Raw genomic sequence first — 18791 nt, forward strand, 5'->3', positions numbered from 1 at the left:
CGAGGGCGGTAGGTCCACCGCCGACGACGGACGATCCCGGGTAACGCCCTCCCCGTGTCGTGGTGCCGGCGACGGGGACCCGCCGCCGGCCCAACACGAGCAATCTAACGATGTTTCGTCACCAACGGTGAGACCGTCACTGCACAGAGAAGAAGGTCCGTGGCGTGGACCAGCCCAGCTCCGGGGTCGCCGGTGCGATCACTACCGCCGCCGTACCGTCGACCGCCGGTGCGGCTGTCGGGTCGAACGGCACGCTGCGCAGTGTGCCGTCGGTGCCGCCGTAGACGATGCGGCCGCCGACCCAGGCCATGCCCCGTACCGTCGACCAGGTCACCCCTGTGGTGGGCAGGGTGAACTCGGTGGCGCCGAGATAGTCGCCGTCGGTCTCGAAGTAGCGGTAGTAGAGCGCGTTCGCGCCGGTGCGGGTGTAGTAGAGCCTGCCGTTGAGGAAGAACGCGCCGGTCATCGCCGCGGGGTTGGACCAGTCGTTGTAGCCGGACGACTCCCACGGCACCCCGATGGCGCCGCCGTTGAACATCGAGACGTCGAGCCGGCTGCCGGTGGGCATGCCGCCAACGACGTGCGACCAGTAGATCCGGTCACTCACCCGCCAGGTCGCCCCGGCGCCGGTGTAGTTCGGCTGGCTGACCGTGGTCGGGGTGCCGATGGCCGCACCGTCGAACGGCACCTTGGCGAGCTGCCCCTCCCCCGTACCCAGGTAGATGTTGCCGGTGGTCGCGGTCGGCGGGTTCTTCGGGGTGATGGTGCGCCCGCCGGCGAGCGGGAACATGCCGAGCCGGCCGTGGTACTCGCCGCCCATGGCGTCGGAGTTTTGCCCGAAGTAGAGCCCGTCGCTGCCCCGCCAGAGCACCGGCACCTGGGAGCCCCACGTGCTGGTGCCGGCGGGCATCGAGCCGCTGGCTCGACGGCCGGGGTTCCAGTTGACCGGCATCCCGGTGGCCGGGGTGACCGCGGCGACACCGAGCCGGTCGACCGCACCCGCGCCCGCCGCGTCGCTCGCGTTGGGATTGTTGAGCCAGCGGAAGTGCCCGCCCAGGTAGATGACGTTGTCGGCCACCTCCACGGAGGTGATGGTGTCGTTGCCGGTGTAGTCAACCCAGGTGCCGAGCTGGCCGCTGCCCCGGTTCGCGGTCTCGAACCGGACCAGCGCGTCGCAGTACGCGGCCGGCCAGCCGCCTCCGCCGTTGGTGCCGACCACGAACCAACTGCCGTCGGCGCCGAACTCGACGTCCTGGACGTAGTGGACGAACGTCGCCGGCGCCGCGCACGGTGGCACGAACTTGTCGCTGCTCCAGTCCAGCACCGTCGGCGTGCCGGTCAGGTCGACCAACGCCATCTGGTTGCGCGGCAGGTCGTTGACCAACGTGAAGTTGCCGCCGGCGACCAGGGTGCCGCCGTCCGGCGTGACGTCGATGGCCCAGGCGTACGAGCCGGTGCCGTGCCGCCCGACGGTGGCGTTGACGTTGAACGTGGGGTCGATCGCCCCGGTGGTGGCGTTGAGCCGGCCCAGGCCGGAGTGCGCCGCACCGTTGAGCCAGTTGAACGCGCCGGCCACGTAGAGCCAGTTGTCCTGCAGGACCATGTCCCGGATCATGCCGCCGTCCGACCGGCCGACCCAGGAGGCGTCGGTCGCCCCCGTGGCCGGGTCGAGCGCCACCAGGTTCTTCCGCGAGACCCCGTTGACGTTCTTGAAGGCGCCGCCGACGATCAGCGTCCCGCCCGGGCCGGCCATCAGGGAGTTGACCGCCCCGTCCAGCACCGGCAGGAAGCCGGTGGAGATCGTGCCGGTGCTCCGGTCGTACGCGAAGAGGTAGCGCTGGGTGACCCACGCGGAGCTGGCGGTCTGGCGGATCTGGGTGAAGCTGCCGCCGACGTAGACCATGTTGCCGACCTGCGCGAACGCCCGGGTCTCACCGTCCCTGGCGTGCGGGATGGGGTCGGCTGGGTTCGTCGACACCACGGTTGCTGGCGCCGGAGTGGGCACCACGGCCGCGGAGGTGGCGGTCGGCACGGCCAGCACCGCGGCGACGGTGGTCAGGGCCACCGCCCCCGCCCAGATGCGGAGTCTTCCGGAAGGTGGCAGTTCGGGCACGCTGCGCCTCCAAGGTGGACGAGAACCCGCGTAGCGTGCCTCGCCAACCCTGGTGCCCGGCATCCGCCGATTGGCCGGTCCGTGTATCCGCTAGCTGACAGAGCGTCACGTCAGTCGGATGTCCGACTCCGATCAGCGCCTGTCACTCTCGGATCAGTCGTCAACGGCGGCTCCCCCCAGTGGGCTGCCGCAGGTAGCCGTCCTGCCCGGCCCGGGTGAACCCGGCCAGCGCCGACGGGTCGTGATTCATGGTCATGTTGCAGGTGGCCGAGCTGCTGGTCACGCCCGGCGAGTTGAAGTAGATGGCAGCCTTGACCTTCGGGTGCGCCTTCAGCGCCGCCGGGAACTCCTGGAACCAACGCTGCTTGGCACCGGGATCTGCGGAGTTGAAGTTGGTGCCGAACTCGGCGAGCATCCGCGGCTTGCCGGCGCCGATGCCGTGCTCGTCCAGCCAGCGGTAGAAACCGCCCACCGTGGTGCTCGGGCTCTTCCACACCGTGCTGCCGGTGCAGACGTGGAAGTTGTACGGGTCGTAGGCCACCCAGTCGACGTAGCGGTCGCCGGGGTACAGGCCGGCGTACCGGGAGTAGTGCCCGGACCAGCCCATCATCGTCCAGACCCAGACCGCGTTGTCCGCACCGGCCTTGGCGAACCGCTCGTACACGTACCGCCAGGCCCGGACGAAGTCGACGTCGCTGCCCTTGGCCGGGTCGTCCTCCGGCTCATGGTCGAAGCCCAGGAAGACCGGCACGCCGGCGGCACGGATCCGGCCGGCGACCGCGTCGATGGTCGCGTCGTACCGGCCACTGTAGACGTCGGCCCAGGTCAGAGTGGTGCCGGTGGAGAAGTTGCGGGACTCCCAGGCGAAGAACATCAGCCGGCCTTCGCGCATCTGCTGCTGCTCGTACGCGTCCGGGAAGGCGCCGTTGCTGCCGGCGTTGGAGAAGTCGTGGTAGCGGTGCACGATGTCGAACTTGCGCCCGACCTGCGCCTCAACGTCGGTGATCGCCTTGCCGTGGTTCCAGCCGCCGGCCGCGACGGTCGGCGAGTACATGCCCCACCAGGCTCCGCAGGAGGGAACTAGCTTGTCCGACACGGCGCCGCACTCGCCGGGCGGAACGGTGGGGCTCGTCGTCGGGGTCGGCGTCCGGGTCGGGGCGATGGTCGGTGACGGCTTCGGCGCGGCGGTGGTCGGCGACGCGCTCGGCGACGGCGGCGGTGCCGGACGGGTCGTCGTGATCGGCGACGGGCGGGCGCCGATGTCGTAGCTGATCAGCAGGCGCGGGCGCAGCTCCGGGTCGCGGTTCTCGGTCGACGCCCAGTAGATCCGGGTTTCCAGGCCGGCCTGGGCCAGTGAGACGGTCCAGGTGCCGTTGCCGGTGACCAGCTTGGAGACGTCCCACTCGTTGACGCCCTTGGTCACCCCGGTCGCCGTGGCCAGGGCGGCGCCCGCCGGCACCGGGGCCGGCCGCGCCTGGCGGGCACTCAACGGCGAGGCGTGCGCCGTCACCGTGGCGGGGAACTGCTGCCAAGCGTGCACCCGCAGCGTCGCCCGGACGTTGACCGCAGCGGCCGGCACGCTGGTCACCGCGAACTCGATGACCGCCTCCCGACCACCTCGCGGGTTGCCGTCGCAGCGCGCCGGGCAGGTCGCGAGGGTCGCCTTGGCGGCGTTGTCGCCGTCCTGCGTCACCGCGGTCGCGGTGGTGTCCGCCGCCGCCTGGATCGACAGGTCGTCGCTGGCCAGCAGCGGCATCATGGTCGCCACGATGCCGGCCACCACCGAACCACCGACCACGCCGATGGCGATCGCCTTGCGGCGGGGGCCGGGGCGGAACCGGCGGATGCGGTGCAGTCCGTGCCTGGTCAAGGAAAACTCCCTGTGTCTGCTGCGATTACGCTCAGCAGCGTATCGATGACCAGGCCATGCCGTGGGAGGACAGTTTGCCGTAAGCGCGTCTTAACCGTCAGCTAAGGAAGTCGCTCCTGGTCGCGCTCCGCAGGGCGGCCCGCATCGCCTCGACCGGGGCGACCACCCCGGTGAACTGCTCGAACTGGCCGACGGCCTGGGCCAGCAGCAGATCCAACCCGGACACCACCCGCAAGCCGGCCGCGAGGGCGGAGGTGGCCAGTGGCGTCGGCCACGGGTCGTAGAGCGCGTCGAAGAACACGCCTCCCGGCCGCCAGGTCACCGCCTCGGCCAGCGAATCGGCGACGCCTTTCGGCACGGTGGAGACGACCACGTCGGCGACCAGGTGCCGGGGGGCGTCGGCCCAGCCCGCGGCGGTCAGCGCGACGCCGAGCGCGCCCGCCACCGTCCGCAGTTCATCGACCGCCTCGGGCCGACGCGCCACCACCGTCACCGAGGAGCAGGCCAGCCGCGCGGCGGCGGCGAGCGCGGCGCGGGCCGTTCCCCCTGCGCCGAGGACCGTCATGGCGGCACCGGCGCCCACTCCGGCGTCGGTGAGCACCCGCACCATGCCGCCGACGTCGGTGTTGTCCGCGTACCAGGAGCCGTCCGGGCGGCGTACCAGCGTGTTGGCCGCGCCGACGGCGACGGCGACCGGCGAGGCATCCGCGGCCACCTCCAGCGCCGCCTCCTTGCCCGGCATGGTCACCGACAGCCCGGCCCACTCCGGTCCCAGGCCGGCGACCAGGGCCGGCAGCTCCGACGCCGCGCACTCGATCCGGGTGTACGACCATCCGGTCAGCCCGGCGGCGGCGTACCCGGCGGTGTGGATCACCGGGGAGAGGGAGTGCGCGATCGGCTTGCCCAGCACCGCGGCCCTACGGGAGGACACGACCACCGCCGGACACCTCACGAGCCCCCGTGTGGATGCGCATCATTCCCCCGCCCTGCCGCCCATCTCAGCTCGACCCTACCCGGCAGCGCGGCCGGCCTCAGATGATGCCGGCCTCCCTGGCCTTGGCCTCGTTGCGCTGCTGTTCCTCGTAGGTCTCGGCGAAGGCGGAGTGGCCCTGCTTGTCGATCGCCACGAAGTAGAGCCACTTGCCCGTCGGCGGGTTCATGGCCCCTTCCAGGGCCTGCTTGCCCGGGTTGTTGATCGGGGTGGGGATCAGGCCGCGCAGCTTGCGGTTGTACGGGTTCTTCGGGTCGTCCAGCTCGGACTGCGTCATCTGCGCGGAGGTCTTGGTCGGTTTGCCGATCGACTCCAGGTAGTAGTTGACCGTGACGTCCATCTCCAGGCAGTTGCAGGGGAACTCGCCGTACACCCGGTTGTAGGCCACTCGGGCGACCTTGCCCAGGTCGTCCTTGTTGCCTGCCTCGGCCTGGGCCAGCGAGGCCACGATCAGCGCCTCGTACGGGCTGACCTTGCGTTCCTTCTGCACCCGGTCGGCGAACTTCATCTCGCCGCTCACGGAGAGGAAGTTGTCGACCATCAGCTTGAGGATGCTCTCCGCGGTGGCCTTCGGCGGGATCTCGTACGTGTCCGGGAAGAGGAAGCCCTCGACGGACTTGGGGACCTTCTTGCCGTCCTCGCGCGTGAACCACCAGTCCGGGATGCCGAGCTCCAGCGGGTTCTTCGCGGCGGTCTCGAAGTCCTTGACCGGGATCTTGGTCTTCTCGGAGAGCAGCTTGTAGATGTTCTTGCTGGTACGCCCCTCGGGGATGGTCAACCCGTTGACGATCTTGTTCTTCAGGTCGAGCATCGCGGTGACGGCACTCGCGCCGCTCATCTGCTTCCGCAGCTTGTACGTGCCCGGCTGGATGTTCTTGCTGCGCGAGTTGGCCTCGGCGGCCTCGATGAACGCCTTCTGGCTCTTCACCACGTCGGCGGCGACCAGGGCGTCGGCCATGTCGGCGAGCAACGCGCCGTTCTTGATCTCGACGGTGATCTCGCCGGACCCGGTGCCGTTGTAGTCGGGCGTGACGAAGTAGTTCTGAATCCGGTCGAAACCGTAGAACGCGCCGCCGCCGATGCCGCCCAGCAGGACCAGGGCCATCAGCAGTGCCAGGAACGTCTTGCCCCGGCCCCCGGAACCGCCCTTGCGCTTGCGGACGAAGCCGCGGCGGTGCCGGCCCTTCTCCCCCCGCTCCGGCTCGTCGAACCCAAGGTCCAGATCGTCGATCATTACGTCCGCCTCCGCTGCGCGTCCAGCCAGCTCTGCAGAATTTCCACCGCGGCCGCCTGGTCGACAACCGCTCGTTGACGCTTGCCCCGAACGCCACGCTCAGCAAGCCTACGAGAAGCGACCACGGTCGACATCCTCTCGTCAGTGAGCGTTACCGGGACGGGCGCTATCACATCGACCAGTCGGTCAGCGTACGCCTTCACATGGATGGCTGCCGGGCCGTGTTTGCCGGCCAGATTGACCGGAAGGCCGACGACGACCTGCACGGCCTCATGTTCGGCCACCAGCGCGGCCAGCTCGGCGAGGTCACTGGGCACCGCGTCGGGCGCCGTCGTGAGGTCGCGGGCCAGGGTCACCAGCGGCGTGGCCAACACGCCGTCCGGATCCGAACGGGACACCCCCACCCGGACCTGACCGACATCCACCCCGATCCGGACCCCGCGCGTCAGCTCAGTCACCGGCGGTCACCCCCGGGACCCGACGAACCAGGGCGGACCGATCGGCCCGCCCTGGTCGAACATGATGAACCATCACGCCTCGGTGATCGCCTTCTCGACGGTGTGTAGCAGGTTCGGCGCCTCGGCCGCCGGAAGGCCGCCACCCTGGGCCAGGTCGGGGCTGCCCCCGCCGCGCCCGGAGAACGCCGCCTTTACCAGGTCCGAGGCGGCCAGGCCCCGGCTGCGGGCAGCCTGGTTGACCGCCACCACCAGGGAGGCCTTGCCGTTCGAGCGGGCCGCCACCGCGACCACCGCCGGCCGGGCCGGGTCGATCTTGCCGCGGATCTCCTGGGCGAGGGTCCGCACATCGTTACCGGCCGCGCCCTCCGGCGCCTCGGTGCCCACGTACGCCACCCCGCGCACGTCCTTGGCCTGCGCGGCGAGCGCCGCCGCTCCGCCCAGAACCAGCTGGGCGCGCAGCTTCTCCAGCTCCTTCTCCGCATCCCGGAGCTGGGTGACGGTCTGCTCGACCCGGTCGGCGACCTGCTCGTTGGGCACCCGGTACAGCTCGGCCAGCCGGGAGACCAGCAGGTGCTCACGGGCCAGGAAACCGAAAGCGTCCATGCCCACCAGCGCCTCGACCCGACGGACGCCGGAGCCGATCGACGACTCGGAGAGGATCTTCACCAGGCCGAGCTGGGCCGAGCGGGCCACGTGCGTGCCGCCGCAGAGCTCCCGGGCGTAGTCGCCCACCTCGACGACCCGCACCTCTTCGCCGTACTTCTCGCCGAAGAGGGCCATCGCCCCGATCCGCCGCGCCTCGTCCAGCGAGGTGATGAAGGCGTGCACCTCCAGGTCGGCCAGGAGCACCTCGTTGACCTGCTGCTCCACGTCACGCAGCACGGTCGGCGACACTCCCGTCGGAGTGTTGAAGTCGAACCGCAGCCGACCGGGCGCGTTCAGCGAACCAGCCTGGGTGGCCGAGTCGCCGAGGAAGTTGCGCATGGTCTGGTGCACCAGGTGGGTCGCGGTGTGCGATCGGGAGATCGCCCGCCGCCGGGTGGTGTCGATCTCGGCGTAGCCGGTCTCGCCGGCGCGCACCTCACCCCGGATAACCCGGGCCCGGTGCACGATCAGGCCGGGCACCGGCTGCTGCACGTCGAGCACCTCGACCTGACCGCCGCCCACGGTGATCATGCCCTGGTCGGGCTGCTGGCCACCGCCCTCGGCGTAGAACGGGGTCGTGTCGAGCACCAGCTCGATGGTGTCGCCCTCGGTCGCCGCCTGGCGCGGGCCACCCTCGCCGAGCAGCGCCCGTACCGTCGACTCGCGGGCCACCTCGCTGTACCCGGTGAACGTCACCGGGCCACCCGAGTCCAGCACCGACCGGTACGCCGACACGTCGGTGTGCCCGGTCTTGCGGGCCTGCGCGTCCGCCTTCGCCCGCGTCCGCTGGTCGGCCATCAGTCGGCGGAAGCCCTCGTCGTCGACCGTGAGGCCCTGCTCCGCAGCGATCTCCAGGGTCAGGTCGATCGGGAAGCCGTACGTGTCGTGCAGCTGGAACGCCTTCGCCCCGGACAGCGCCGCGCCACCCGCGGTGCGGGTCTCGGCGATCGCGGTGTCCAGGATCGTGGTGCCGGCGCGCAGGGTGGACAGGAAGGCTTCCTCTTCGGCGTACGCGTACTGCGCGATCCGGTCGAAGTCGGTCGCCAGCTCCGGGTACGACGGCGCCATGCAGTCCCGGGCCACCGGCAACAGCTCGGGCAACGCCCGATCCTGCCAGCCCAGCAGCCGAATCGACCGGATCGCCCGGCGCATGATCCGGCGCAGCACGTAGCCACGCCCCTCGTTGCTCGGGGTCACGCCGTCGCCGATCAGCATCAGCGCGGTCCGCACGTGGTCGGCGATCACCCGCAGCCGTACGTCGTCCGGGTGCGACTCGCTGGCCACGTGGCCGGAGTGCGCGCCGTACCGCTTGCCGGTCAGCTCGGCCGCCCGGTCCAGGATCGGCCGGACCTCGTCGATCTCGTAGAGGTTGTCGACGCCCTGCAGGATCGAGGCCATCCGCTCCAGGCCCATGCCGGTGTCGATGTTCTTCGCCGGCAGATCACCCAGGATCGGGTAGTCGTCCTTGGTGGTGCCCGGACCGCGCTCGAACTGCATGAAGACGAGGTTCCAGAACTCCATGTAGCGGTCCTCGTCGACCGCCGGGCCGCCCTCCCGGCCGTACTCCGGGCCCCGGTCGTAGAACAACTCGGAGCACGGGCCGCACGGCCCGGGAATGCCCATCGACCAGAAGTTGTCGGCCTTGCCCCGGCGGACGATCCGAGCGGCCGGCACCCCCACCGACCGCCAGATCTCGAACGCCTCGTCGTCGTCGAGATAGACGGTCGGCCAGACGCGCTCCGGGTCGAGGCCGTAGCCGCCCTGGTCCTGTGGCTTGGTGACCAGGTCCCACGCGAGAGGAATCGCGCCGTCCTTGAAGTAGTCGCCGAAGGAGAAGTTGCCGTTCATCTGGAAGAACGTGCCGTGCCGGCTGGTCTTGCCGACCTCATCGATGTCCGGGGTACGGATGCACTTCTGCACGCTGACCGCCCGCTGGTACGGCGCGCGCTGCTGACCGAGGAAGTAGGGGACGAACTGCACCATGCCGGCGTTGACGAACAGCAGGTTCGGGTCACTGATGGCGGGCAGCGGAGCGGACGGCACCACGGCGTGGCCATTCGCCTCGAAGTGCGCGAGGTACCGCCGCTTGATTTCCGCCGTCTTCATCGCTGGTGTTCCTCCGGAAAGATGTATCGATCGCCGATCCGCGGGTCTTCCCGCAGCTCGGCGAACTGGTCGTCGAACGCCTCGCCCTGGGCGAACGCCTGGTGGATCTCCTGCTCGCGTTCGGCCATCCCGACGCGGACGTCCTCCACGAAGCTACGCAGCGATTCGACCAGCCCGCCAGCGGATTCCGACAACGTGCTCGCGATGCCGGCCGGGGTGTACGCCTGCGCGGTCCGGGTCGCCTTGCGGACCACCACCACGCCGACGGCGAGCCCGATGCCCAACCAGAACAATCGCCTCATGTCTCGCTACCTCCTGGTGCGCCGGCCGGTCAGCGGTTGCCGCGCCGGGTGGCCCGCCGCTGCTGCTTGATGGTGTCGCGCACCTCGCGCTCGGTCTCGGCGTGCCGGCGGCTGGCCGCAGCCTTACGCACGCTGTAGCCGAACGCGGCTACCTTGACCAGCGGGTTCGCGGCCGCGGCAGAGACCACGGTGGCCAGGTTGGCGACGTTGGCGGTGATGTTCTGCGCGTGGCTGGTCATGGTGTCGACCTTCGCCAACTGGAGGTTCACGCCGTCGAGCGAGGTCTGCACCTGCTCCAAGGCGGTGTTGACGTTCCTCACCGTGGTGTTCACGTCGCCGAGCAGCGGTGCGGTCCGATCGTTGAGGTCGTTGATCATCCGGGTGGTGGCGTCCACCGTGTGCCGCAGCCGCAGGATGGGCAGCGTCAGGATGAGCACCAGCACCGCGAACGCGCACGCCGCGATCAGCGCCGCAACCGCTCCAATGTCGCCCACGCCTGTCCTCCTCAAGCAGAGTTCCGGGGACCCGACGTCCCCGGAACGCACAACCGTGGTACCCGTACCGGGCCCACCGAACCGTCACCGATCAACGGCAGCGGACGGGCCTACCAGCCCCAGACCCTACCGTCCGTGATGGAAACCGGCTCACGACGGTGAGGGTGTCAACTCACCCAGCGGGTCCGCGCTGACTGTCGGGAACGGATCCTCTCCGGTCAGTGACGGATCGGTGCTCGGCTGTGGCTTGGTCCGCTCGTCATCGATCGCGTTGCGCACCTTCACCGATACCAACGAGCCGGCGCACTCCGCCGCAGCGGCCGACGGGCCGGGAGACGGCACGATCGCCGGCTCGCCGTCGACCGGCGGCGGCACGCAGGTCGGCTCGCGCACCCACAGGTCGAGAGTCAGCTCGTCGCGACGCCAGCAGGTGTAGCTCCCCTTCGTCTCCTGCTCGGGGCAGCGGGTCACCTTCCACGGTTGCCAGCCGTCCTGTCGCAGCGCGTTCTCGTAGACCCCCGCCGTCTCCTCCGGCGACTTCTCCGAGGTGACGGTGCGCTCGCGCAGTCGACAGTCGAGCAGGCACCAACGACTGCCGCTGACCTCGTCGACCGTCTTCGCCGCGGCCCAGCCGGGCACGTTCAGCTGGTCCAGGTTGTCGAAGACCGGGTCCCGGCTCAGCGTCCGGATGCCGAAGAAGAGCGGCACCGCGCCGAGCAGGACGACGCTGACCAGCGCCAGCACCGCCGCCCGCAGCCGGCGCCGCTCGCGCAACTGCCGGCGCAGCTCGGACCGGGCGCCCGGGGCGGCGCCGTCGTCGTCGGGTACGTCCTGGCCGGCTGGGCGCAGCGCGGGCCCGTCGGCCGGCGCGGGCACCGGCCGGTCCACCGGTCCGCCCGCAGTGGGCACCACGGCGGCGGCCCGGGCCACACCGACGGGCTCGCCGGGGCGGCCGGGCGGCGGCACGGGTGCGACACCGGAGGGCTCGGGACGACCGGGCTCCCGGTTCGGTGGCAGGGCACGGCCGGCGGCGCGATCGGCCGGCGCGGGTCGAACGGCCGGCGCACCGCCGCGGGCCACTGCGGGAGCCCCGGGACCGGTGCCGGGCTCGCCGCTCACGGGCGGGTGCCCGGCGCCGGCGGGGCGGACGGCGGCGCGAGCCGGACCGTCCGGGCGCTGCCGGGGCGGGCCGTCCGGGCCGATGCCCGGTGGGACGGCGGCACGGGCCGGGCCGTCCGGGCGGGCGGCGCCACGGGCAGTGGTCTCGGCACCCGGGCCGGGCCGGGATGGCCCGTCGGGACCACGGTGTCCGGCGCCGGTGGCCGGCGCGTCGCCGGGGGCGGGCCGGGCACGACCGGGCGGGGTGGAGCGGGCGGCGCCGCGGGCCGGTGCGCCCGGACCGGCGGCACTGCCACCGGGCGCGGGTCGCCCGCCGCCGGCGGGACCGGCGTACGGGTCGTCGCCACGGTCGCCCGTCGCGCCGGGCCGGACGGCACGGCGACCGGTGGGGGCGTCCGCGGCCGGGTCGGCCGGCGGCCCGGCGGGCCGGCGACCGGTGCCGCGCTCCGCGGCCGGGTCCGGCACGGCGAGCCGGCCGGGCGAGTGGTCGGTGAGGTCACCCGCACCTACGGGCGGCCCAGGACGGCGGCCGGCCGGCGGCGGGGTGCCACCGCGCCGGTTGACCACCGGCAGGGCGGGGTCGGTGTGCGGCAGGCGGCCTGCCTGGCGCAGCCAGTCGGCCGGCCGCTCCGGGCGGTCGGTCCGGGGCTCGCCGCCGGCCGGAGCGCGGCGCTCCTGCTCGTCCGGGACCGTCCGGCGGCGCCCGGTGCCGTCGGCCGGGCCGATGGTCGGCGCGGCGCCGGTGTGGCCGGACGCGTCGGGCACCGCCGGGGCGTTGCCCGAACGGGGCACTACCGGCTCGTCGGGTTCGGCCGCGCGGCGGTGCCCGCCGGAGGACGAGCGGGCGCGGTCGGCCGGCCCATGGCCGGACGTCTCCGTCGCGCCGGGGTCGACTGTGCCCGGGCGACGCCGGGCGTTCCGCGGATCACGGTCGACGGCGGGGTCGGGTCGCAGTCCACCGGGGACCGGCGGTACGGCACCGGTCGACGCCGCGTCGAAGCGGGTCCCGCCGGGGGCGGTGGGTGAACCGGCGGCCCGCGCCGGATCGGTCGTACGCCGACCGGCGGGCCCGCCGTCGGTGGGCAGTGGACGGCCGGGCTCGGTGGTCTCCGGGCCGGGTCTGCGACCCAACGGCCCGGCGTCGGGCCGGCGTAGCGGCGGCATCGCGTCCGCTCGACCCGATGGGGGGACGGCGGCCGGGCGGCGACCGGTCGGTGCGCCGGTGCCCGGCGGGCCGGCGGGCGGGCCGGCCGGGGCAGCGCCCGGGCGGGGCCGGGCCGGGCCGGCCGGTACGCCCGAGGTCGGGGGTCCGGGTGGGCCTGCCGGCTCGCCACCGGCCGGGCGGGCGGCGGTGGGAGGCGCGAGCGGCGGCCCGGCGGCGCGAGGGCCGCTGCCGGGTGCCGGCTGTGCCCCGCGGCGGGCCGGCTGGCCCGGGGCGGGGACTCCGGGGCCGGCGGCCCGGGGTCGGTCGGCGGGTGGCCGCTCGTCCGGGCGGCGGCCCGGCGGCGGAGCGTCGCCCGGCCATGGTCCGCCGGCCGGCCGGCGCGCGGCGGGACCGTCCGGGTCACCACGGTGCGGGGTGGGTGGCACCGGGCCGTCCGGCGGCACCGGGGCGCCCCCGCGTGGCCCTGCGGGCTCTACCGCGGCCCCGTCGGGGCCCAGCTCGGAACGTTGCTGCTTGGCCGACCGCAGGTCGTCGATCCAGCCGAACTCCTCGCCGGCTACCGGCTCCTCCGGCTCGGCCTCGGCCCGGCCTCGACCCCAGCGGCGGCCCTTGGCGCGGGGATCGCGCCGCTCATCCGGGCCCTCGTCCGGGCGGTCCGCACCACGCGACTTCACTGTTGACCCTCTCCTGCGGCGTTGGTGCCGCTGTCTTGCATCGTGCCGGGACCGCCCGTGCCCGTCGTCGGGCGACCGTTCTCGTCGGCAAGCGCCGGCCCGTTCTGCGCCGTTACGGGCGGCCCGGCCGGCGGGGCCTCCGGGCGGGCGGGCGGGGCCGGCAGCCCTCGCACGATCCCGCGCAGCAGCGGCAGCCGGGTGGCCACCGACCGCTCCGCCCCGTGCGGGCTGGGCCGGTAGTAGTCGGTGCCCACCAGGTCGTCCGGGACGTACTGCTGGGTGACCACGCCACGCTGGTCGTCGTGCGGGTAGCGGTAGCCGGTGCCATGGCCCAGCCCTCGGGCGCCGGCGTAGTGCGCGTCGCGCAGCCCGCGCGGCACCGGGCCGCCCCGGCCGGACCGCACGTCGGCGATCGCGGCGCCGATGGCGGTGGTGGCCGAGTTCGACTTGGGCGCGGTGGCCAGGTGGATCACCGCCTGGGCAAGGTTGAGCTGCGCTTCGGGCAGCCCGACGTACTCGACGGCGTGCGCGGCGGCGGTGGCCACGCTCAACGCGCCGGGGTCGGCCATGCCCACGTCCTCGCTGGCGAAGATGACCAGCCGGCGGGCGATGAACCGGGCGTCCTCCCCGGCGACCAGCATCCGGGCCAGCCAGTGCACCGCGGCGTCCACGTCCGAGCCGCGCATGCTCTTGATGAACGCGCTGACCACGTCGTAGTGGGCGTCGCCGTCACGGTCGTAGCGCACCGCCGCCACGTCGACCGCCTGCTCGGCGGTGGCGAGGTCGATCCGGCCTGCGCCGAGCGCCGTGGCGGAGGCCGCCGCCGCCTCCAGTGCGGTCAGCGCCTTGCGCACGTCGCCGGACGCGAGCCGGACCAGGTGGTCCTCGGCCTCGTCGGCCAGGGTGAGCGCGCCGCCCAGGCCACGCTCGTCGGTGACCGCACGGCGCAGCAGACTCCGCACCGCCTCGTCGTCCAGCGGTTGCAGGGTGAGCAGCACGCAGCGTGACAGCAGTGGGGAGATGACCGAGAAGTACGGGTTTTCGGTGGTCGCCGCCAGCAACGTGACCGTACGGTCCTCGACGGCGGCGAGCAGCGAATCCTGCTGAGTCTTGCTGAACCGGTGCACCTCGTCGATGAAGAGCACGGTCTGCGGGCCGCCCGAGCGGCGCTGCCGGCGGGCCGCCTCGATCACCGCCCGGACGTCCTTGACGCCGGCGGAGAGCGCCGACATGGCCACGAACCGGCGGTCGGTGGCCCCGGCCACCAGGTGCGCGATGGTGGTCTTGCCGCTGCCCGGCGGTCCCCAGAGGATGACCGACATCGGGGCGCCGCCGGAGACCAGTTGCCGCAGCGGCGCGCCGGGGGCGAGCAGGTGGGCCTGCCCGATCAGCTCGTCGAGGGTCGCCGGGCGCATCCGGACGGGCAGGGGCGAATCGGCTGCTACCGGAGTGAAGCCGTCGACACTGGCGGAACCGTCGGGCGCGCTGCGCGACCCGGCGGGTGCACCGAGGGAGAAGAGGGCGTCGGACTCCATCACGAAGACAGTACCGGGCCGTGCCCGCGACGCCGGAATCGCGCCGCGGGCCGGGCCACTGGTGATCGGTTCCGGTCAGCCGCGACCGGGGCGCCGGCCCCGGTACCAGCGGCCGCCGCCACCGCCGCGCGGGCCGTTGCCCACGCCGCCCAGGTAGAGCGAGAGCAGGAACAATCCGAGGAGCACGAGCGTGTTCCAGTTGAACAGGTCCGGCGCTCCGAAGTTGGTGTCGAGCAGGTCGATCAGCAGGGCAAAGCCGAAGACAATGGCGGCCAGAATGGCGAGCATGTCGGTCCTCCGGTGGGGGTTCCCAGTAGGTCGGCCCCGGATGTACCCAATCGGTCGACTCGTCAATCTCCACGATGGATTCGGCCTGGCCGTGGCGGCCCGGCGCAGGCGTTCGACCCCCGGCTCCTAGGCTGGTCGCATGATCATCGACGACCAGGTGGTCCTGGACCGGACCGCCATCCTGGCCGCCGTCGGCCACCACCCGTTCGCCCGGCACGCACTCGGGCGGGGCGCGCCGGCGCGCGGCTACCGGCGCGACGGCACCGTGCTGTGGTTGGTGCCGCCCGAGCACGGGCCGGCCGGCTGCGCGATCGGCCCGCCCGGGCCGGCGATCGAGGTCTGTGTCGCGCTGGTCGCCGACGGGATGCTGCGCCCGGGGCAGCGGCTGCACCTACCCCGGCACGATCCCGCCCTGCTGGCGGGCCGGCTGGCGGTGACCCGGCACGACGACTGGGAATTCCACTGGACCGACACGCCACCACCGGCACAGGCGGACGAGCAGCGGGTGGTACGACTCGCCGAGGCCGACCATCCGGCGCTGGAGGCGCTGATCGACGAGGCGTTCCCGAGCACCACCGCCCGCCCGGGAGACGCAGAGGTGGTGGACTGGTACGGCATCCGGGCCGGCGGCCGGCTGGTGGCGTGCGGCGCGGACCGCAGCCGGGGCGACATCGGGTTCCTCGCCGGCCTGACCGTCGCCCCCGACCAGCGGGGTCGAGGGCTGGGCGCGGCGCTGACCGCCGGGATGACCCGGGCGCTGCTGGCCCGCTACGACACGGTCGGGCTCGGCGTCTACACGGACAACCTCGGGGCGGCACGGCTCTACCGGCGGCTCGGCTTCACCGAAACCCTCCCGCTCAGCTCGCTACGGCTGGGCTGAGCGGGAGGGTTCCGTTGGAATCGCCGCGGGTAGCGGAAGGGCGCCCTTCCTAACGCCCGGCGACCTGCGGCTCGGTGGGTTCGGGTACCGCGGGCGGGTCGGCGGTATCCGCCGCGGGCCGACGGCCGGCCCGCCATGCCGGCAGGTAGAGCGGGGCGGCGATGGCCAGCACGACCGCGCCGACGACCATGGCGGTGCTGATGCTGGTGGCGGCGGCGAGCGCGGTCAGGGCCACCCCGCCGAGCGCGCCGGCCGGCTGCGCCATCATCGAGTTCAGCGAGAGCACGCTGGTCCGGTACGGGCCGTCGACCTGCCGGTGCAGCAGCCCGCTGTGCAGCGGGTTGGACGCGCCGTGCACGGTGTAGCAGGCCAGGTAGGCCACGAGCACCCCGACCGGCCCGGCGAAGAGGCCCATCCCGACCACCGTGACGCCCTGCAGGATGCGCAGCAGAGCCGCGCCGGGCGCTGCGCCGGGCCAGCGCAGCAGCAGCGGGGTCAGCGCCGCGCCGGCCGCCGAGGCGAGCCAGGCGGCCGAGTTGGCCGGGCCGAGCAGCGCGGCGGCCCGTTCCGGGTCGCCGACCACCTCGGCGAGCCGGACCGGCAGCAGCGACTCGAAGGTGATCATGCCGAAGCCCCAGAACAGCTCCACCGACACCAAGGCAAGCAGCACCCGCGAGCGACGCAGTAGCCCGACGGCCTCGCCGATCATCCGGGGCGCCTGTGACACCGAGGCCCGCAGCGCCGCGACGCCGGTGGCCGGCCGCTGCTCCACCAGCAGGACGACCAGCGCGACCAGTGCCGCCGACTGGGCGACGACGGCGGCCAGCACGGGCACCGTGAGCGCGCTGACCGGTCCGATCGGGCCCAGCGCGACCAGGCCACCGCCGAGCAGCGCGCCGGCGCCGATGGCCACGCCGCTGACGGTGCCGGCGTGCCCGAGGCCCCGTTCGTACTCGGCCTCGGGGTCGGCCGCCAGGGTGGCGTCGACGTACCAGGACTCCAGCGGGCCGCTGTCCAGTGCCCGGTAGACCCCCTGCAATGCCCAGACCAGGAAGAACATCCAGAACGAGTCGGCCACCGCGAAGAGTGACAGCGAGACGAGGTTGAGCGCTCCGGCGGCGAGCAGCACCGGACGGCGGCCGAGGGCGTCGGCGAGCCCGCCGGTGGGCAGCTCCAGCGCAAGCACCAGCAGCCCCTGCGCGGTGAAGACCAGGCCGATCTGCGGCAGCGACAGGCCGCGCTCCTGCATCAGCAGGATCATCACCGGGATCATCAGGCCGGTCGGCAGCCAGCGCAGGCCGTAGAGCGTCAGGTAGCGACGCCGGACCTGGCGTACGGTCAGCGTGCTCATCGGGGCCCTTCCAGCAACGGGTAGGCGGCCAGGAAGACCTGCACGGGGCGGGCCTGCGGATCAGCGGAGTCGACGAGGCCGGCCTCGCGGTTGTACCGCTCCAGCACCTGCCACACCTCCGCCTGGAGCGCCTTCAGCCGGTCTGGCGGGATCGTCATGAAGATGTCGCCCATGCCGATGGCGTCCCGCCAGGCGGGGGACCACTCGTGCTGAATGGCGAACCAGCGTTCGGCGTGCTCGACGAGAAGGCGTACCTGGTCGCCCTGGATCCACTCGATCGCAGCCCGGGCGTCGGGGTCGTCGTCGAAGTCGGTCGGCTCCCAGTTCGTGACGTCGTGTGCGGCCTGCCACCAGCGCTGCCGGCCGCTGCCCCGGTCGGGGTCCTCGGTCACCAGCCCCACCTCGGCGAGCTGGCGCAAGTGGTAACTGGTCGCGCCGGTGTTGGTGCTGAGCAGCTCCGCCAGGGTGGTGGCGGTGGCGGGCCCGTTCACCCGCAGTGCCCCGAGCAGCCGCATCCGAAGCGGGTGCGCCAGCACCCGGACCTGCCGCTTGTCGATCCGTACCTCACGCGGCGCCGGTCTCGGCGTCTCTCCGTCGTTCGCCATGACTGCACAATAGCTCTGCACACTTCCTGTGCACAAGAGTTATGCATAGGAAGTGTGCACCTGCGGGGCGGTGGGCTCAGCGAGCCAGGATCTCGCGCACGCCGCGTAGCCGGGTACGCAGCAGGCCGGCAGCGCGGGTGGAGTCCAGGCGTACGTCGGTGGGGCCGACCACACCGGCGGCGGTGCTGGTGGTGGTCTTGAGCCCGGCCGCGTCCAGGTCGAACCGCTCGGCGACCAGCAGGCCCAGCTCGGCGCGGCTGACCGCGTCCGGACCGGCCACGTTGAGCGGGCCGGCGTACGCGCTGTCGACCAGCTCCAGAACGGCGGCGGCCAGGTCGGTGACGTCGACCGGGCAGCGGATCTGGTCGGTGAACAGGGTGGCCCGGCCGGCGAGCGCGTCCCGGGAGAGCTGGATCTGCTTACTGCCCTCCCCCAGGATCAGCGAGGTACGTACCAGTGCCGCGCCGGGGTCGACCGCTCGCACGGCAGTCTCGGCCGCGGCCTTCGCGGCGCCGTACGCGTTCACCGGCGTCGGCGGGTCGTCGTCGGCGTACGGCTCGGGCCGGCCGGCGTGCAGCGCGTCGCTGGACACGTGCACCAGACGGGCGCCCATCTCGGCTGCCGCGACCGCCACGTACGCGGCCCCGTCGGCGGTCACCGTCCAGTCGTCGTACCGGTAGGGGGTGGAGACCACCGCGTCCGGACGCACCTCGGCGACCAGCGCGCGCACGGCGGCCCGGTCGGTCACGTCCAGCCGGCGCGCCGTGACGCCCGGCGCGCTGATGTCGCCGGAGTGGCACGTCCCCACCACCGACCAGCCGGCGTCCACCGCCCGCCGACACACCTCACGCCCGAGAAACCCACTCGCCCCCACCACGAGCACCCGCATGCCATCACTCCCCCGCCAACGATCAAGAGGTTTGCGTCACCTCGACGGGGCGAGCATGACGCAAACCTCTTG

15 protein-coding genes are annotated in these 18791 nt (G+C 72.9%); 1 reads left to right on the top strand and 14 read right to left on the bottom strand.

Translation table 11 applies throughout. The annotated features are described in order from the left end of the window. Positions 1 to 136 precede the first annotated feature (136 nt). The 11 genes from ACFY29_RS30785 to ACFY29_RS30835 form a co-directional block, all read right to left on the bottom strand. Positions 137 to 2065, bottom strand: coding sequence for a hypothetical protein (locus ACFY29_RS30785; RefSeq protein WP_386991740.1), 1929 nt, complete (start codon positions 2063 to 2065; stop codon positions 137 to 139). A gap of 208 nt (positions 2066 to 2273) precedes the next feature. Continuing rightward, the gene (locus tag ACFY29_RS30790; protein WP_386991742.1) at positions 2274 to 3983 is read right to left on the bottom strand and encodes a glycoside hydrolase family 26 protein; all 1710 of its coding nucleotides are present in this window, start codon (positions 3981 to 3983) and stop codon (positions 2274 to 2276) included. 97 nt (positions 3984 to 4080) lie between these two features. Continuing rightward, entirely contained in the window at positions 4081 to 4893 is an 813-nt protein-coding gene (locus ACFY29_RS30795; RefSeq protein WP_386992030.1) for a shikimate dehydrogenase, read from the bottom strand. A gap of 121 nt (positions 4894 to 5014) precedes the next feature. After that, positions 5015 to 6208: an endolytic transglycosylase MltG gene (gene mltG, locus ACFY29_RS30800; RefSeq protein WP_386991744.1), complete on the bottom strand. Its 1194-nt coding sequence runs from the start codon at positions 6206 to 6208 to the stop codon at positions 5015 to 5017. After that, a complete protein-coding gene (ruvX, locus tag ACFY29_RS30805; protein ID WP_328414012.1) occupies positions 6208 to 6666 on the bottom strand; it encodes a Holliday junction resolvase RuvX in 459 nt (152 codons plus the stop codon). The genes mltG and ruvX overlap by 1 nt, the downstream gene beginning before the upstream one ends. Before the next feature lie 72 nt (positions 6667 to 6738). Then, a complete protein-coding gene (alaS, locus tag ACFY29_RS30810) occupies positions 6739 to 9417 on the bottom strand; it encodes an alanine--tRNA ligase (protein WP_386991746.1) in 2679 nt (892 codons plus the stop codon). After that, on the bottom strand, positions 9414 to 9719 hold the full coding sequence (locus ACFY29_RS30815) for a hypothetical protein (RefSeq protein ID WP_328414009.1): 306 nt from the start codon (positions 9717 to 9719) through the stop codon (positions 9414 to 9416). Before ACFY29_RS30815 ends, alaS begins: the two co-directional genes overlap by 4 nt. 29 nt (positions 9720 to 9748) lie before the next feature. After that, positions 9749 to 10213, bottom strand: coding sequence for a DUF948 domain-containing protein (locus ACFY29_RS30820; RefSeq protein ID WP_386991748.1), 465 nt, complete (start codon positions 10211 to 10213; stop codon positions 9749 to 9751). A gap of 150 nt (positions 10214 to 10363) precedes the next feature. Continuing rightward, the gene (locus tag ACFY29_RS30825) at positions 10364 to 11089 is read right to left on the bottom strand and encodes a hypothetical protein (RefSeq protein ID WP_386992032.1); all 726 of its coding nucleotides are present in this window, start codon (positions 11087 to 11089) and stop codon (positions 10364 to 10366) included. A gap of 2078 nt (positions 11090 to 13167) precedes the next feature. Then, on the bottom strand, positions 13168 to 14706 hold the full coding sequence (locus ACFY29_RS30830) for a replication-associated recombination protein A (RefSeq protein WP_386991750.1): 1539 nt from the start codon (positions 14704 to 14706) through the stop codon (positions 13168 to 13170). A 75-nt stretch (positions 14707 to 14781) separates the two neighbouring features. Further along, the gene (locus ACFY29_RS30835) at positions 14782 to 14994 is read right to left on the bottom strand and encodes a hypothetical protein (RefSeq protein ID WP_328414004.1); all 213 of its coding nucleotides are present in this window, start codon (positions 14992 to 14994) and stop codon (positions 14782 to 14784) included. Positions 14995 to 15133: 139 nt separating this feature from the next. On the opposite strand from ACFY29_RS30835, the gene ACFY29_RS30840 reads away from it, so the two are divergent. After that, positions 15134 to 15874, top strand: coding sequence for a GNAT family N-acetyltransferase (locus ACFY29_RS30840; protein ID WP_386991752.1), 741 nt, complete (start codon positions 15134 to 15136; stop codon positions 15872 to 15874). 49 nt (positions 15875 to 15923) lie between these two features. Here the strand turns inward: ACFY29_RS30840 and ACFY29_RS30845 are convergent, their stop codons facing one another. The 3 genes from ACFY29_RS30845 to ACFY29_RS30855 all read right to left on the bottom strand — a co-directional run bounded on the left by ACFY29_RS30845 (position 15924) and on the right by ACFY29_RS30855 (position 18719). Continuing rightward, a complete protein-coding gene (locus ACFY29_RS30845) occupies positions 15924 to 17225 on the bottom strand; it encodes an MFS transporter (protein ID WP_386991754.1) in 1302 nt (433 codons plus the stop codon). After that, the gene (locus ACFY29_RS30850; RefSeq protein WP_386991756.1) at positions 17222 to 17830 is read right to left on the bottom strand and encodes an ArsR/SmtB family transcription factor; all 609 of its coding nucleotides are present in this window, start codon (positions 17828 to 17830) and stop codon (positions 17222 to 17224) included. Before ACFY29_RS30850 ends, ACFY29_RS30845 begins: the two co-directional genes overlap by 4 nt. Positions 17831 to 17906: 76 nt before the next feature. Next, complete coding sequence (locus tag ACFY29_RS30855; protein WP_386991758.1) at positions 17907 to 18719, bottom strand: SDR family oxidoreductase; 813 nt, start codon at positions 18717 to 18719, stop codon at positions 17907 to 17909. Positions 18720 to 18791 lie beyond the last annotated feature (72 nt).

Origin of the sequence: Micromonospora sp. NPDC000668, assembly GCF_042897975.1 — a bacterium.
GTDB lineage: Bacteria > Actinomycetota > Actinomycetes > Mycobacteriales > Micromonosporaceae > Micromonospora.